We start from the raw sequence: 16,559 nt of genomic DNA, 5'->3' as shown, positions 1-16,559 counted from the left end.
CCATTTAGCATTTAATATTTTTCATTTATCACTGTTTAATGTTCAATGCTCAATGATTAAACGCCGTATTTATCAATTTGCTGTTGGACGTATTGCTGGGGATTTTCGGGATCGAAGGTGTCGAACTCTAGTTTTTCAGTACGATAGATATCCTCTGGAGGTGTCTGCCCTAGTTCTTGGGCTAATTCTCTAGCTACGTCAGTTAAGAAAATCTCTTGACCTACTTCGTCATACTTACCTTCACCTAAGACCTCTTTAACTTCTCCACTTCCCTGTAAATCCCACCTTACTAACTGAGAAGAAATCCAGTTGGCAAAGCTCTGCCAGGGATAGGGATCGAAAGCAATGCGATCGGGTATTTCTCGACTATTGCCCTGACCGTCATCAAAATTGCCTGTAAGAACCGCTTCTACCACTTCTACAGGCTGATTGAGAAAGGCTCGTTCGGAAATCGCCTTAGCAATTTCAGGACGGTTGGCAGGATCTTGAGCGTAGCCAGCCGCTTCAATAATCGATTTATTTAATGCCCTAAAAGTATTGGGATTTTGTTCGATCCAGGCATCGCTGGCGGCAAAGGCACAGCAGGGATGACCAGGCCATAATTCTTTGGTGAGTTTGTGAATGTATCCCACTTCCTCATACACCGCCCGCTGATTGAACGGATCGGGCATCAGATAAGCGTCGATATCTCCCGCCACTAACTGAGCGATACTGTCTGGTGGCGGTACGGGGCGAATTTTGACATCTTTATCTGGGTCTATGCCCCCTGTCGCCAAATAGTACCTTAACAGAAGATTGTGCATCGAATAGGGGAACGGCACGCCCATAACAAAGCCTTTAAAGTCGGCAGGACCGTTTACTTTTCCCTTATGTCTGTTAGCAACGGTAATTGCCTGACCGTTAATATTTTCAATGCTGGCTAACTTCACGCCAAAAGATGCCGAACCCAAACCTAAAGTCATAGCAATGGGCATTGGTGCCAGCATGTGATAGGCATCTAGTTCCCCTGCGATCGCCGAATCGCGAACCGCTCCCCAACTGGGCATTTTTACTACTTCAGCATTAAAACCATACTTAGAATAAAAGCCTAACGGTTCGGACATAATAATTGGCGTAGCGCAGGTAATAGGAATAAAGCCAATCCTTAAGTCTTTCTTTTCGAGATTTTCTGTTCCTTCGGGCGGTGGAGAATCTTCCGTTGCAGCTTGTTCTCCTCCATTGTTATTAGGAGCGCAATTTGCCAAAGTTACTAAAGCTGCACCAACCGCTAAATTCTTCAAAAAGCGACGGCGACTGAACTGACCGTAATGCACTACATCGCCAAAGAATTCTCCTGCCTTGGGACCAAACGCAGCGGCAAAAGCATTTTCAATACCTCCTGCCTGTCTGGCTAATTCTAATACCAGTCTTTCTCGTTTGGGATCGCCTTTACCCGCCACTTTAAGCAACAGGTTTTTACGCAAATCGGCAGCATTAACCGCATCTGCTGCCTTAAAGACATCTGGCTTATAAACCCCCATTTTAATCAGGTCGTCGATCATCTCCACTGGATCTTGAGGCATATCTTCCGCCATAAACTTCCAGTGCTCGGCAGTCATGTGAAAACCACCGCAGACCATACACCACAAATCTAATTCACTGAGATTTCCCCTTTGGGAGTCGAGATTACCCCATTTATTTGTTGCGTTTGTTGTTGAGGAAATGACCATAACTATAATAAATACTCTGACTTAATTAACTTAAAATTTTTGTCTACAAAACTTTAGTAGCCGATGATACGTAATGCTAATTAAAGATTTACTAAATGTATTTAATAGGCTTTATCAATAGGGTTTTCTGTTAGATCTCTTGCGTCGTTTTTTAGTCGATCGCTAGATCTTACTACGTGCAACCTTTTATTTGACAGGCATTTACGCACTAATAATGTTTGACTTGCGTACATATTACCAATTGATTTTGCTATTTTCATCAAACAAGTTTTGGCAAAAATAGGATTTTTTTTAGATTGTTTTGTATGAAATTAATGCTATTGTTTTAAGTTTTTGTAGTGTTTTATACTAGAAAATTAGTATAAAATAATCTCCACAGGGTTCGCCGTGACATTTATTTACTTCAACGGTTGTATGTACCAGCGATGGAATATAACTGACTCTCATGAACTGAGTTCTTGAACTTTGCTTAATTGTCTATTTTCAAGCTAGGTTTAGTATGAGGACGCGACTATATAACTAACGAACTTTTTTTGCTAGTTCGGCGATGTTGTCAAATTCAAATTTATCGATCTCATTTTTAATTGCTTCGGCTAAAAGAGGGTGTTCTTGCCTGATTACATCTAACAGATTATTTAGTTTCTTTTCGTCTAAAGCATTGGCAGCTTGCTCTAGCTGTGTTAGCCATTCTTCAGGCATAACTTTTAGTGTATCTGGTTCTAAGATAAACTCCTCTAGAGATGAGGCATTATTTGTCGCCATCTCAGAGCTGGCTTCAGTTTCATATACATAACTTACTCCCAAATGTTTGGCTATCTTCTCTAGCAAAGCTGCCTCTCTAAATGGTTTGGCGATAAAATCATCGCAACCAGAGGCTATAATTATTGTTTGCTCTTCTTCAAAACTAGATGCTGTGAGAGCAATTATTTTAATATTTTTAGTAGTTGGATTCGCTTTAAGCCTTTGAGTAGCTTCGTAACCATTCATGACAGGCATCCGCATATCCATGCAAATTAAATCTGGTTGCCAGGCTTGGGCTATATCTAAGGCTTCTGCTCCGTTAACTGCTTCTTGCAGTTCAAAACCTAAATCCCCTAAAATCTGCTGTAATATTTCTCTATTTTCTGCAACATCATCGACTATTAAAATACGGTATGTAGAGCGGTCGGGTGCTAGACCAATGACTTGTTGACTGGTAGGATTAACTGTTATTTCTGTTTCTCTAACTGGTTCTGTAACTATATTGAATTTAAATATCGAACCTTTTCCTACCTGGCTGCTAACGCTGATATCTCCTCCCATTAATCGAACGAATTGACGACTAATGGCTAAACCAAGTCCCGTTCCCTCTTGGAATTGTCTACCCGTTCTAGTTTGTATGAAGGCGTTAAACAGAAGTTCTATATCTTCTTCGGCTATACCTTTGCCAGTATCCTCAACTTCAAATAATAGTATTTGGCGATCGCCAGAATCTGGTTTTACCCTCAAAACTATCTTTCCTTCCTCAGTAAACTTAATAGCATTGCTCAAAAGATTGATAATTACCTGACGTAGTTTTTGTTCGTCAATACAAATATATTGAGGAGTATCTGGGTGAAGTTCAAATAAAAAGAGCAAGTTTTTCTGTCGAGCTTTAATTTGTAACATTTCTCGGATATTGTCGAGCATTTGGAGAAAATTGAAGCTAGTTGAGTTCAAAATCATTCTTCCTGCTTCAATTTTGGACATATCGAGAACATCGTTTATTAGATTGAGTAGATGTTCTCCACTGCGATAAATAGTTGCTAATTTTTGTTGTTGATAATCAGTAGCAGATCGATCTTTTTGCAGAATTTGAGTAAAACCGAGAATTGCATTTAGTGGTGTACGCAGTTCGTGGCTCATATTAGCAAGAAAGGTACTTTTAGCTTGATTGGCTACTTCTGCTTTTTCTTTGGCTTTTATCATTTCTTGAAAAAGCTCTGACTGTTTAATTGCCACACCCAAATGACTACTTACTTGTTGCAGAAGTTTAACTTCCTCTGGCTGCCATTCCCTGGGTTGAGAATGTTGATAAGCAGCTAGTAAACCCCAGATTCTTTCACCTACAAAAATTGGTACTTTTAAATAAGCTCTAATGTGAAATTTTTCTAGGTCTTCTATATTACATAGAGAAGGCTCTGTCTTGCAAATATCGTCAACCTTATAAACATCAGCAAAAAAATTGTAGTTATTTTCTTCTTGGTTCATTAAAAAAGAATCATTCCATTCTGCTTGACGAGCGTTAGTAATTAATGGAAACCAGCCGTCTTTTCTAGATTCGTGAATGAATTTACCGCTCCGATCTATGTTGAATCGATAGATAATTATTCGTTCGCATTGAAGAATTGTTCTTACTTGTGAGGTAGTGACTTGAAAAATTTCTTCAATATCCAAACTTTGACGAATATTTTTGATAATTTCATTCAAAGCTCGTTCGTATTCATTAACCTTTTCAACTTTTTGCTTGGCTTGAGCTAAAGCCTGATTGGTTTGTTCGAGGTCAAAGGTGCGCCTGGCAACTCTAGCTTCTAATTCTTCATTAATATTTTTTAGGGTTTTCTCTGCTTGTTTTTGTTGGGTAATATCTCTCAAAGTTCCCAGAATACCGATTACGTTGCCGTTTTCATCAAGCAAAGGAGATTTGTTAGCTTCGAGTACAATTTCTATTCCTTCGGCAGTAATGTGCGTCTCCACTACGCTCAGTTCGGCTTGTCCACTAGAAATAATGTTGCGATCTCTTTCTACATAAGAGACTAACTGCTTCTCTGTCCAAGGTAAATCGTAGTCAGTTTTACCAATAATTTCGTCGGGAGAACTAAGTTCCACAAGTTTGGCAAAGCCTTTATTGCAGCCAATATATGTTAAATTACGGTCTTTCCAAAAAACTGACTTGGTAATTGTGTTTAAAACAGTTTGTAATAGTTGTTGCGATCGAAATAGCTTCTCTTGCGTAAGTTTGTAATCAGTAACATCTACCGCAATGCCCACAGTTCCAGCCACATTTCCTTCTGCATCTCGAAAAGGGGTTTTAGAAGTTTCGAGCCATCTTTCTATTTTATCTTGCTGTATGAGTTTCTCTTCTACGACCTTTCGTTGACCAGATTGAAGTACCATTCGGTCGTCGTTAATATATTGCTGCGCTAGTTTTCCAGTCCAAATATCAAAATCTGTTCTACCTACTATCTCTTCGATGTTTAAGCCACAAGCATCAGCAAAAGCTTGATTGACATTAATAAATCGGCTTTCTTCATCTTTAAGCCAAGTAATATGAGGAATGTTATTCAGTAGTGCTGTTAAATGATTTTGTTTGAGTTTTAGAATTGTTTCAGTCCGTTTTTGTGCCGAAATATTTCGCATAATCGTCGATAAACTTTCGACTGTGCCGTCAGGTTTTTTACGAGCGATGATGACTTGCGATACGGGAATTTCCTTGCCTTCTTCAGTGAGGATAGCAGCTTCTCCCGACCACGTACCTTCTTGCATTGCAGTAGGAAAAGCTTCTTCTCGATACATCTGATTAGCCCACTCAGGATGACATGAAGTTATTTTGATGCTTGTTTCTCGCTCGATTAAATCTTTGCGTAGTTCCCTGAATTGTTTATTCATCCAGATAATTTTGCCTTCGAGATTGGCAATCCCAATATAATCTGAAGTGGTTTCTAAAATAGTAGTAAGTTGTTCTTGTTCTTGTTCTAATTTTTTACGATCGCTGATATCTCTAATAATGCCAACTATGTATTCTTCACCTAAGTATTCGAGATAGTTAGCCGAAATTTCTATTGGAAATGTTTCCCCCGATTTTTTTTGGTGGTAAGATTCCAAATACAAGTTACGATTATGCTTAATCACTTGACTAACTTCGTTCCAATCATTTTCGGCTTCGGGACAAATATCGTACAAACGTAGAGAACACAATTCTGAGTGAGAATATCCCAAGCTGTTACAACAAGCTGGGTTGGCATCGATGATTTGAGCATTTAACTTGAGAACGAGAATATGATCGGCAAAATTATCCAAAGTAAATTTGGCAAATTTTAGTTCTTGTTCGGCTTTTTTGCGATCGCTGATATCAAAAATAACCCCTTCTAAGAATTGCAATTGACCATCTCGGTCGTAAATACCTTTTCCTTTCTCAGAATGCCAGCAAATATTGCCATTGCGGTGTATTATACGATATTGAACATCGAATGATTGACGGTTCTTTATGGCTTTTCCCATTTCCTGCAAAAGATGTTCTCGATCTTCAGGATGAATAATGCTTGTATAAGTTCTAATACGATTATTAATAAAGTCATCTGCTGGATAACCAGTTAACTCCTCAACGAAAGGACTAATATAATCCGCAGTTAAATCCCAATCGTATTTGCAACGATAAACTGCACCATCAATATTAGACACTAAGGTGCGGAACTTATTTTCATTCTCTTGAAGTAATTGCTCGGCAGCTTTGCGATCGCTTATATCTCGCATAATCGTCGATAAATTTACTAAAGTACCGTCAGGTTTTTTATGAGCGATTATGACTTGTGATACGGAAATTTCCCTGCCATCGCAATCGATCAGTGCGGCTTCTCCCGACCAAGTTCCCCGTTCGACTGCAATCGGTACGCCTTCATTAAATATTTTTTGGCTTATCCAGTCGGGATGAAAAACTGGAAAATATACATCGTTGTTTTTATAGTCTAAATCGGGATTAAGAGCTTGTAGAGGCTGATTGAGCCAAGTTATTTTTCCATCAGGAGTACTGGTACCAATAAAGTCCGTTGTGGCTTCTAAAATATCTATAAGTTGTTGTTGCTGTTGTTGGAGTTGTTTGCGATCGCTAATATCTTGTACTTGAGCATAGGCAAACCCTTCTCCTTCATACTCTAGATAATTACTAATAATTTCAACGGGAAAAACTGTGCCATTTTTATGTTGGTGATAAACTTCAATTCTGATAAAAGTTTTTTGCTTTATTTCTTGCCAATAATCAGACCATTCATGAGGTTGTAAATCGGGATTGATATCCCAAACATAAAGTTCTTGTAATTCATCACGACTGTAGCCATGAGTCGAACAAGCCGATTTATTAAAGTTAATCAAACGACCCTCATAGTCGATCCAGAAAATATTAGTTGCTGAATTATCTACTGCAAATTGGGTTAAACTTAGCGATTTTTCAGTTCTTTTGCGATCGCTAATATCCCGACAGATACAAATTAATTTATTTTCATCGAGAGAAAATAAACTTACTTCCTGGATAAAGCTACTACCATCCTTACGTAGTGCAGTTGCTTCTCCACTCCAGGTTTTAGAATTAGCTAAGATTGGAAAAACTTCTTGCTGAAAACGCTTTACTTCTTCTGGAGAATAAAGAATTTCCCAGGATTGCCCGACGAGTTCATTTTTTTCATAACCAAACAGTGAAATATGACTTTGGTTCAAATATTCAAACTTACCATCTTGCAACATGGCTATGCCATCTACTGAAGATTCAATCGCTTTAGATTTGAGCTTGGCATCGGCAAACAGACGAGCATTGTGAATGGCGACCGCTGCTTGAGAACAGAGAAATTCTAAAACAATCGTTTTTTCGAGATCGAACAAACCTTTAATGCTAGAAGCGTGTAAATACAAAACTCCAATTAATTTCTTTTGGTGTCTGAGAGGTAAAGCCAAAATACTTTGGGGTTTTTGCTCTAGTAAATAATTATCAATAATAGGCAGATCGGTTTCTAGATTATTAACTAAGACTATTTTTTGAGTGTTTTTAACATAATTGATTAATCGTACTGGATTGTTAGAACTTGACTCTAAGGATTGAACCACAAATTCTATATTTTCTGTATCGGCAATGAGGTTAATTTGCCAGTCCCCAGGATTATTTTCTAAAGCCAAAATCAGGCGATCGCTACCTGAATTTTGAAGTATAATTTGACTTAGTTTATTTAATAACTCATCGAGTTCGAGGGTTTCTGTTAGAACTTGTGCCGATTTAAGAATATTAGTTAAATCGAAAGCCTCATTAAAACTATAATTAGTCTGTTCGGAATCAGATAAATAATTGGAGTTACTAGCAGTAGATAGTAATGACAGGGCTTGTAAGGAATTAAATGCCTGGGCTTTTAGTTGTAGGATTGGACGTAGTAATTCGGAATAATGCTGTTTTAAATAGTCGATTTTTGCTTTTGCCCCCCATAGGACATAACAATAATAAGCTTCCTGCATATAGCCTGCTGCTACTTTTTCTTTGCTCCAGTTGAGATAAAACTTAGCTGCCAGTTCGTTTGCCAGAGCTTCGTCTTGAATGAAACCATTTGCTTTGGCACTGGCAATGGCGCGATCGTAAAAATCTCCAGCTTCATATTGCTTGCCGAGAACCCGACACCGTTCTGCCTCTACTAGTTCCCAGCGATGTTGATGATTCATGGGAGCCAAAGCTGCCCAGTGGTGAAGTTTTTCTTGCTGCTGTTGCACTTTAAGCAGGAGCGACTGGCGTTCTTCTGGTTCTATGATGTCTGCGAATCGAGCAAGTTGAATTAAGGCATCGTACCAAGAATAAAGTACAGTCTGAAACGACCCTACACCACCATCGAAATATTGGGCTGTCTCGGCAGAAAATATAACCGCCTCAGCAGTGCGATCGAACATATATGCCAGAATAGCTTGGTTTGCATGCCAGTGAAATAATGCTGCTCGATGATTGCTTGCCTGTAGTTTAGCAAGAGAGTTTTCTCGGTCGAAAATTTCTCCAGTCAATAGGTGAGGTGTTTCACTCTGCCCCAGTAAATTAAGAACGGTTTGTTGATATATTTCTTGAAAGGGTAGGCAGAATGCTTGCTTGTAGCGAACGATGACTTGCCGATAATCCTCCATTGTCAGAACAAGTTCTCCTAAGTCTTGCCCTGAATAATAAGCATATTGACCAAAACTAAACGCGCTTAAACTAAGGTTTTCAATGTCGCCAATTTCCAACCCACTATGATAGGTTTCCAGTAAAGAAGAAAGTATTTCCGACAGGCGGGTTTTCCAGTGTTCGATATATGTATAAACGACAAACCAACAGCGACACTTAAAGGTTTTTGTCTGGAGTTTTTCCAGTAAACTCAAGGCTAATTGTCCGAATTCATAACCATTCTCGTAATCTCCAATAATCCCACATAGAATCAAACCATAATCACTGTAAGACATAACAGATACATGAGAATTACCCGATTGAATGGAGAGTTCTACTTGCTTAAAAATGAACAAGGGCATCAAGTTGGGTGCTGCTATATAAGCAGGAGATACTAAAACTGTCAGTATCTCCATTGCAGCTAACAACAAAGGATCTTCCATCACGGGTAAATCTAGTAAGCTCTGGGGAGATTTATCTATCCATAAGGCTTTAGTTGTCTCAAATGCCTGCCTAATATCTTCTTGAGTGGAGTGTTGCGGAAATTCAATTCCCAAAATTTTTAATACCTGCAACCCAATGGCGATCGACTCCAAAAGCTGTCCCTGGGTTTTAGTACCGATAATTTTGATTTGCTGGACTTTGATAGTATCGAGCGAGATTTTAGCATGGTTCAATACTAAATTTGCGAACTGTTCCAACCGCTCGAAATCGGTATTGAGATAGCTTGCTTCAACAATTTCTTCATGCAGGGATAGCATTAGAGAATAGTGGGTGTCCCAGGCATTTTCGGGCAATAAGTCAATTCCAGTAGAGAAATAAGTAATTGCAGTACCATAAGCAGTAGATGACTTAGCTTTTCGTCCTGCTGCCAGATTTGAATTTGCTAAATCGTCTCTTTCCTGGGGTTGGGTAATTAGAGCGATACCTATATTTAAATGATTGACAATTTCAAACAGCCGTTCTTCCCGTTCTTCATTGGTAGAATTAGCGAGCAGTAATCGTCCTACTTGGTAATGAATGTCCTGCCTTCGCGCTTCAGGTATAAGACAATAAGCGGCTTGCTGAACGCGATCGTGTAAAAAACGGTAGGCAATTGTCAAATCTGCAAATTTATGGGAAGCATTTTCTGTGTCGAATAAACGATAAATTTCTGTTTCGGGAATAATTAAACTAGCCTGCAAAGCCGACCAGAAATCGTTAGTAACTTCTACTTCTGACCGTTGACAAATAATCGCTAAAGTCTTTAAATCGAAGCGATCGCCAATACAGGCAGCTAGCTTCAAGATATCTTGGGTTGGTTTTGGTAGCTTTTGTAGGCGACTTACCATAAATTCCATTACATCTTCAGTCAGAGCTAGTTGTCTTATTTGAAAAAGATCGCACTGCCAACAATTTTTATTGCGATTGAAAACAATATGACCATCTTCATATAGTCCTTTTAAAAACTGAGTGGTAAAGAAAGGATTACCCTGAGTTTTTTGATAAATTAGCTCTGACAAAGGAGCAGCAATAGCTTGAGAACAAAGTAGAGCGTCTGCAACTAAACAGTTTATATCTGTTTTTACTAGATGTTTCAAAGCGATCGTGTCGATTTTGACTGCTTTTCGGGTAATTTCTTCTAAACTCAAGTTTAAAGGATGGGCAGCAAATACTTCGTTATCGCGATAAGCACCAATCACTAGTAAAGAGCTATTTTTTGTTTCGCTCATTAATAGTTTTAGCAAGTTAAGAGAAGCTAAATCTGCCCACTGCAAATCGTCGAGAAAAATTACTAAAGGATGTTCTTTCTTCGTAAAAACTCGGATAAATTTATTGAAAACCAAATTAAAGCGATTTTGAGCGGCAGTGCCAGATAATTGTGGAACGGGTGGTTGTGCGCCCAAAATAAGCTCTAAATCGGGAATAACCTCAATAATTACTCTGGCATTGTTGCCCAATGCTGCCAAGATTTCTTGTTTCCATTGGCTTAATCCTTCGACTGATTCACTTAATAATTGTTTGACTAAACTACTAAAAGCTTTAACAAAAGCACTTAAAGGAATATTGCGATTAAATTGGTCGAATTTACCCTTAATAAAATATCCTTTGTGTCTGGTTATGGGCTTGTAGACTTCATTAATTAGGGCTGTCTTACCAATACCAGAGAAACCCGCTACCAGCATTAATTCCGAATTACCCTGGGCGACTCTCTCAAAGCTATCGAGTAATACTTTTACTTCTGCTTCCCTTCCGTAGAGCTTTTCGGGAATAATAAAGCGATCGCAAATATCTTTTTGTCCTAATTCAAATTGTAGAACTTCCCCATTATCGTTAAGTCGCTCCAAACAAACTTCTAGATCGTGCTTTATACCTACCGAACTTTGATAGCGATCTTCAGCGTTTTTTGCCATTAGTTTCATTACTATTTTAGAAACTACTTGCGGTATCTTGGGATCGATCTGAACGGGAGGAACTGGTGGTTTTGCCAAGTGATAGTGAATCAACTCCAGTGGTTCTTTACTGGCAAAAGGTAATTTTTGAGTCAACAGTTCGTATAAAGTCACACCCAAAGAATAGTAATCGCTGCGATAGTCCAGACAGCGATTCATCCTACCTGTTTGTTCGGGAGAAATATAAGCCAGGGTACCTTCTAAAATGTTGTAATTCTGAATCGATTTTTGTTCTTTAGATAATTGTGTGGCAATACCAAAATCTACTAGCTTTAAAATCTCCGTTTGCCTATTAAAGAGAATATTACTGGGGTTAATGTCTTTGTGAATTATGTTAGCCTGATGAACCTCTGCCAGAGCGGCAGCTATCTGAATACCTATGTTTAAAACTTCTTTGACAGTGAATTTTCTCTTTTGTAACAGGCTTTTGAGAGATTCTGCGGCAAAGTATTCTAAAGCGATCGCCACTCCATTACTATGAGATATTAATTCATAAGCTTTAATTATTCCTGGAGCGTTTAGAGAACTAATAATTTCGTATTCCTGGCGATAGCGGTGAAGCGTTTCTAAAGCAGAATGTTGCGCTCTGTTGATTTTGAGAGTTACGGAGATACCATCTCGTTCTCTAAAGCCTCTATAGATCTTAAAGTTAGCTGTTTCTGCGATTAATTTTAATTGACGATAGCCTGCTACAATCATTTTTATTAGTGAATCTCTATTTTCCTATAGTTCCCATTCACTAAACTAATTATTCAGCTATCTTCTAACAATTAATCTACCAATCTTTAACAGGTTAATTTTCTAGGATAAATTTTCTTACCCCTCAGTGGCAAATATGCAAATGCTTGCCAAGACTTGATAGATTACTTTGTTATTCTAAGTAAAAGTAAGCTACTAACTCCTGCATTTCGAAACCTGCAACTATTACCATTTTTAAGTTGTTACTTCTCGATTATCAAGTCAGGAGTTGCTTTTGAGCGTAGTTTCCGCTCGAATCCCCTTATTTTTTAGAACTTTGCTGTTACAAAATTGGAATGAGGTAACAGCTTGGGTTTATTAAAATTTTTGGTTGTGCCTTTAAAGTCACCTCGGATAAAATCATTAAGCTTTAGCTCTATTTCTTGAGTAGATAATGGTTTGGCAAAGAAATATCCTTGAGCCATTTCACAACCTAAAGTCTTTAATTTTTCTGCTTGTTCCGCAGTTTCAATTCCTTCGGCGATCGCATCCATACCAAGGGTATGAGCTAAGGTAATAATTGTTTTGACAATTTCTAAGTTTTCTCGATCGGTGTTAATTCCATCGATAAAAGAACGATCGATTTTTAGATTATCAATTGGCAAGCGATGTAAATAACTCAAACAAGAATAGCCAGTACCAAAGTCATCAATACTCAACTTTATTTTTCTTTTGCGGATTTCTGCAAAATTGTTTTGAATAACTTCTGCTGAATCGATTAAAACTCGCTCGGTAATCTCTAGCTTGATACAGCTAGGATCTAAACCAGTATCAGACAAAATCTCGTCTAACCTGGGAACAAAATCTATTTCTTGTAATTGTTGGCTGGCAACATTAATACTAATTTTTAGCTTATTTATCTCTGCCTTTTTACCTGACTGTTGTTGCCAGATGGCTAATTGTTGGCAGGCTTCTTTTAATACCCAGTTGCCTATAGGTACAACTAAACCCGTATCTTCGGCGATCGGAATAAATTTATTAGGAGAAATAAATCCTTTGGTAGGATGCTGCCAGCGAATTAAAGCTTCAAATCCCTCTAATTTGTTGTCTTGTAAAGAAACTATTGGCTGATAGTGTAGGTAAAATTCTTGTCTTTGTAATGCTTGACGCAGATCGTTTTCCAACTCCATGACTGTTAAAGTTTCCAGATACATAGAGCGATCGAAAACTTCATATTGACTTTTATTCTTAGATTTTGCTTGATACATCGCAATATCTGCATCTCGCAAAATTTGAGAGCTATTTTCGTATTGAGGCGAACTCAGAGTAATACCAATGCTAGTGCTTACAGCCAAAGAATTTCCTTCGAGGTTAAAAGGTCTTTGTAAATTTTTTAAAATACGTTCGACGATTACTATTGTATATTTCAGAGAGTTAATTTGTTCTAATAAAATAACAAACTCATCACCACCAAGACGAGCAACAGTATCTAAATTGCGAACATTTTCTTGTAATAAACTGGCAAACGCAATTAATAATCTATCCCCAATATTATGCCCCAGAGTGTCGTTAACATTTTTGAAACGATTCAAATCTAAAAATAGTACTGCAAAACCATAGTCTGGGTTTCGCTTCATACGCTCGATGGCATGATTTATTCTTTCCATTAAAAAGCTACGGTTAGGCAAACCAGTTAGACTATCATGTAGTGCTTCGTGTGCTAATTTTCGTTCTGCTTCGCGCCTAGCCGTAATTTCTTGTTGTAATTTATAGTTAACCTCTTGTAGTTCATAGGTTCGGTGTTGTTCCTTAAAAACTTGCTCCTGTAGTTGCCGATTTAATTCACGTATTTCTACACTGGCAGATTGAAGGGCAAGTTGATTTTGTACTCGAATTAGCACCTCTTCCATTTGAAATGGTTTGATTATATAATCTATTGCCCCTAGTTTAAAGCCCTTAATTTTGCTCTCAATACTGTTTTCTGCACTAAGAAAAATTACAGGTATATTGCACGTTTCTGGTTTTAGCTTGAGTTTTTGACATATTTCATAGCCATCCATCTCGGGCATTTGAATATCTAGTAAAACCAGATCGGGAATCTTGTCTGATATTGATTTTAAAGCTGCTTTGCCACTTTTAGCACAGCGAACTTCATACCCTTGTTGACGAAGCATGTCTGATAATAGTCTTAAGTTATCTATTACGTCGTCGATGACTAAAATGTACTTTTCTCGGGTAGGGGACGTAGATTTATTCATTATATTTGTATTTAAATATGTTGATTAATTTAGGTCAAATAGTTTTTTCCGTATTATTACTAACTATTGTTTGCGAGCTATTTATCGGCATTCTAATTTTTGAGATGATAAGCTATTAATTATATTAATTATTTGACTCAACTGACAGTGACTGAGATCGAAGAACTAAAATATACTTCTTACGCCAATCTTTATTACCAACTTCAGCAATGGTTAACAGAGAAAAGAGAAGTATTAAAGGTAGTTATAGACTACAAAACTTTCCTTGTTCTTTAAGAGGTTATTTATCAACAAAAAATTAAAGTTTTGCGATTGTACGAGCGGAGCGGTGGTTATAATCTTGAAGACTCTTATGCTGTAGTCATTCCTAAAAGAAACCAGAGGTATGAGTCACTGAGATTGAATTAGCTTTAACCTTACTAACAACGTCGCCATATGCGGCGGCTCCTCTAACTACTAACCACTAACAACAAGCTAGTTGACCATACGGAAATTAATTGGAATGACTATAATTCTCCACAAATAATTAATTTAATTTTATTAATAGCGGTCGTTTACACGATTTCTTGCTTACAAGGTACAAAACTTAAAACAACTAGACAAACAATTACGAGAAAAAGATTTAATTACTTTTAACCCGTTGAGAGATAGTTTTAATTGGCAAAGAAAGAAGCAGCAATACGGGAATAATTTCCAAGCGTCCCATCCACATTAGAACGATGAGAACCAACTTACCCAACCAGGGTAGATCGGGATGGGTAATACCTGTAGATAAGCCAACGCTACCTAAAGCCGAAGCAGTTTCAAAAATAGTATCGCTAAGAGTATATTGCGGTAGCTGCAACTGCGATAAAATCAACACGCCGATCGCCAAAAAAACCATCCATAAAAAGGCAATAACAGCCGCAGCTTCTATACGACGATTTGCTTCTGCTTCTTTGACAATTTCCCCGTCAAGTCGATAGCGCATCATTTCGTGAGGTAACAAAGCAATCAGGCGAAAACGCCAAATAACAGCTTTAAACAAAAACACAAAGCGGTTTAGCTTAATTCCTCCAGTCGTCGAACCTGCCGCACCACCGATAATCATCGCGATCGCCATTAATAACTTTGCTCCTTCGTTCCAGGGTTTGATTTGTACCGTATTAAAACCAGTGGTGGTCAAAGCAGAAACCCATTGAAAGATCGTGTCTAACAGACTGGTTGGAGCATTAGCTAAATAATTTAAAAACCACAAACCTACTATTCCCAACACCAGTAAAATCCATAAAGCTTGATGTTGGTTATCCTCTACCAAGGCTTTCCAGCGACGTTTGTATATTAGTTTGTAGTGTATAGGAAAACTAATTGCCCCCAAAATCATTACTACCATCGTGGCAATTTTGACAGCAGCACCATAAGCACCAATACTGTCGTCGCGAATGCTAAAGCCACCTGTAGAAATAGCAGTAAAAGAATGATTGAGTGCCGACCACCAGGACATGCCCGCAATTCGCAATAAAAATATGGCAAAAACAGTATAAAGCAGGTAAATCCACCAAATATACCTAACTGTAGTCCCAACAGTTAGACCAATTCTCTTTTGTCTGGCTTCGGCATTGTAAAGCTGATAGGGATTGGTGCTTGGTTCTAGTACGGAAATAACCAAAACAATTACGCCCACGCCGCCTACCCACTGCATTAGCGATCGCCACCACTGGATACTACGTGGTAGTTCATCGTAGTGTAGTGCCATTGACAAACCAGCACTGGTAAATCCTGCCATTCCTTCAAAAATAGCGTTCCAAGGGTTGCTAAACCGCAGTATGGTAGCCGAAGTTCCTGGTGCGATCGACAGTTCGTTGGCGATCGCTACTAGAGGTATAGCAGCAAATAAGGGTAAAATCAGCCAGCCGAGAGCCGCCGTGATCATGGCGTAGGGTGTACGACTAGCATTTGCAGAGCAACAGCAACGGTAGAGTATTTGTCCAGTTGCTAAAGAAGCGATCGCACAGATAACAAAAGGACGTACGGCATAGGTTTCGCCCCACGCCAGACAAACAGGCAGCGAAATTAATGCCATTACTCCTGGGATGTGCAAAAATAAACCGAGATCGCGCAGAATTGTTTTAACAGCTGGATTCATTTTGCATCATCTTGGCGATCGCCACCAACAAAACTGTAAAGCTTTTTGGCAATTATCATTTCTGGATCGGTCAAAACCCGAACGCCAAGTTTTTCAAACATCTGTTTGTGTTCGCGATTTTGCACCATAGCAACTAGATGTTTGACATCCCGTTCTTTTCCCAACAGCATTGCCATTAGATTAACCGAGTCGTCTTCTGTAGTGGCAATAATAGCATCGGCACGCTTTGCCTCTGCTTCATCTAAAATATCTCCTTGAGAGATATCGGCATTTAATACTTTTACATCGTACTGTTGCAAAATAGTCCGAGCGCGAGATTTATTTTTTTCAATTACTGTAACTCGGTGTCCTTCTTCTACTGCTATAGAAACAAAATAGCGGGCAACTGCGGCTCCGCCAACAATAATAAAATACACAAATTTTTCTTAAATCGACAGGATACTGTTGTTTATGTAAATA

The 16,559-nt window shown here is 38.4% G+C and carries 5 protein-coding genes; all 5 read right to left on the bottom strand.

From position 1 onward, the window contains the following. Positions 1-56 precede the first annotated feature (56 nt). Complete coding sequence (locus tag KV40_RS13005; protein ID WP_036482044.1) at positions 57-1,709, bottom strand: ABC transporter substrate-binding protein; 1,653 nt, start codon at positions 1,707-1,709, stop codon at positions 57-59. Between the two features lie 519 nt (positions 1,710-2,228). Continuing rightward, positions 2,229-11,738, bottom strand: coding sequence for a PAS domain S-box protein (locus KV40_RS13000; RefSeq protein WP_036482041.1), 9,510 nt, complete (start codon positions 11,736-11,738; stop codon positions 2,229-2,231). 308 nt (positions 11,739-12,046) lie between these two features. After that, positions 12,047-13,975, bottom strand: a complete 1,929-nt coding sequence (locus tag KV40_RS12995; protein ID WP_072013821.1) for a GGDEF domain-containing response regulator — start codon at positions 13,973-13,975, stop codon at positions 12,047-12,049. Between the two features lie 622 nt (positions 13,976-14,597). Further along, a complete protein-coding gene (locus KV40_RS12990; protein WP_036482038.1) occupies positions 14,598-16,100 on the bottom strand; it encodes a TrkH family potassium uptake protein in 1,503 nt (500 codons plus the stop codon). Then, positions 16,097-16,516: a TrkA family potassium uptake protein gene (locus tag KV40_RS12985; protein WP_036482036.1), complete on the bottom strand. Its 420-nt coding sequence runs from the start codon at positions 16,514-16,516 to the stop codon at positions 16,097-16,099. The genes KV40_RS12990 and KV40_RS12985 overlap by 4 nt, the downstream gene beginning before the upstream one ends. Positions 16,517-16,559 lie beyond the last annotated feature (43 nt).

The organism is Myxosarcina sp. GI1, from assembly GCF_000756305.1.
In the GTDB taxonomy this organism is placed as follows: Bacteria; Cyanobacteriota; Cyanobacteriia; order Cyanobacteriales; family Xenococcaceae; genus Myxosarcina.
This window is presented reverse-complemented; position numbering and strand designations above follow the sequence as displayed.

Excerpts from the sequence above, each read along its gene's own strand:
- KV40_RS13005 (WP_036482044.1), bottom strand. The coding sequence starts at position 1,709 with ATGGTCATTTCCTCAACAACAAACGCAACAAATAAATGGGGTAATCTC.
- KV40_RS12995 (WP_072013821.1), bottom strand. The coding sequence starts at position 13,975 with ATGAATAAATCTACGTCCCCTACCCGAGAAAAGTACATTTTAGTCATC.
- KV40_RS13000 (WP_036482041.1), bottom strand. The coding sequence starts at position 11,738 with ATGATTGTAGCAGGCTATCGTCAATTAAAATTAATCGCAGAAACAGCT.
- KV40_RS12990 (WP_036482038.1), bottom strand. The coding sequence starts at position 16,100 with ATGAATCCAGCTGTTAAAACAATTCTGCGCGATCTCGGTTTATTTTTG.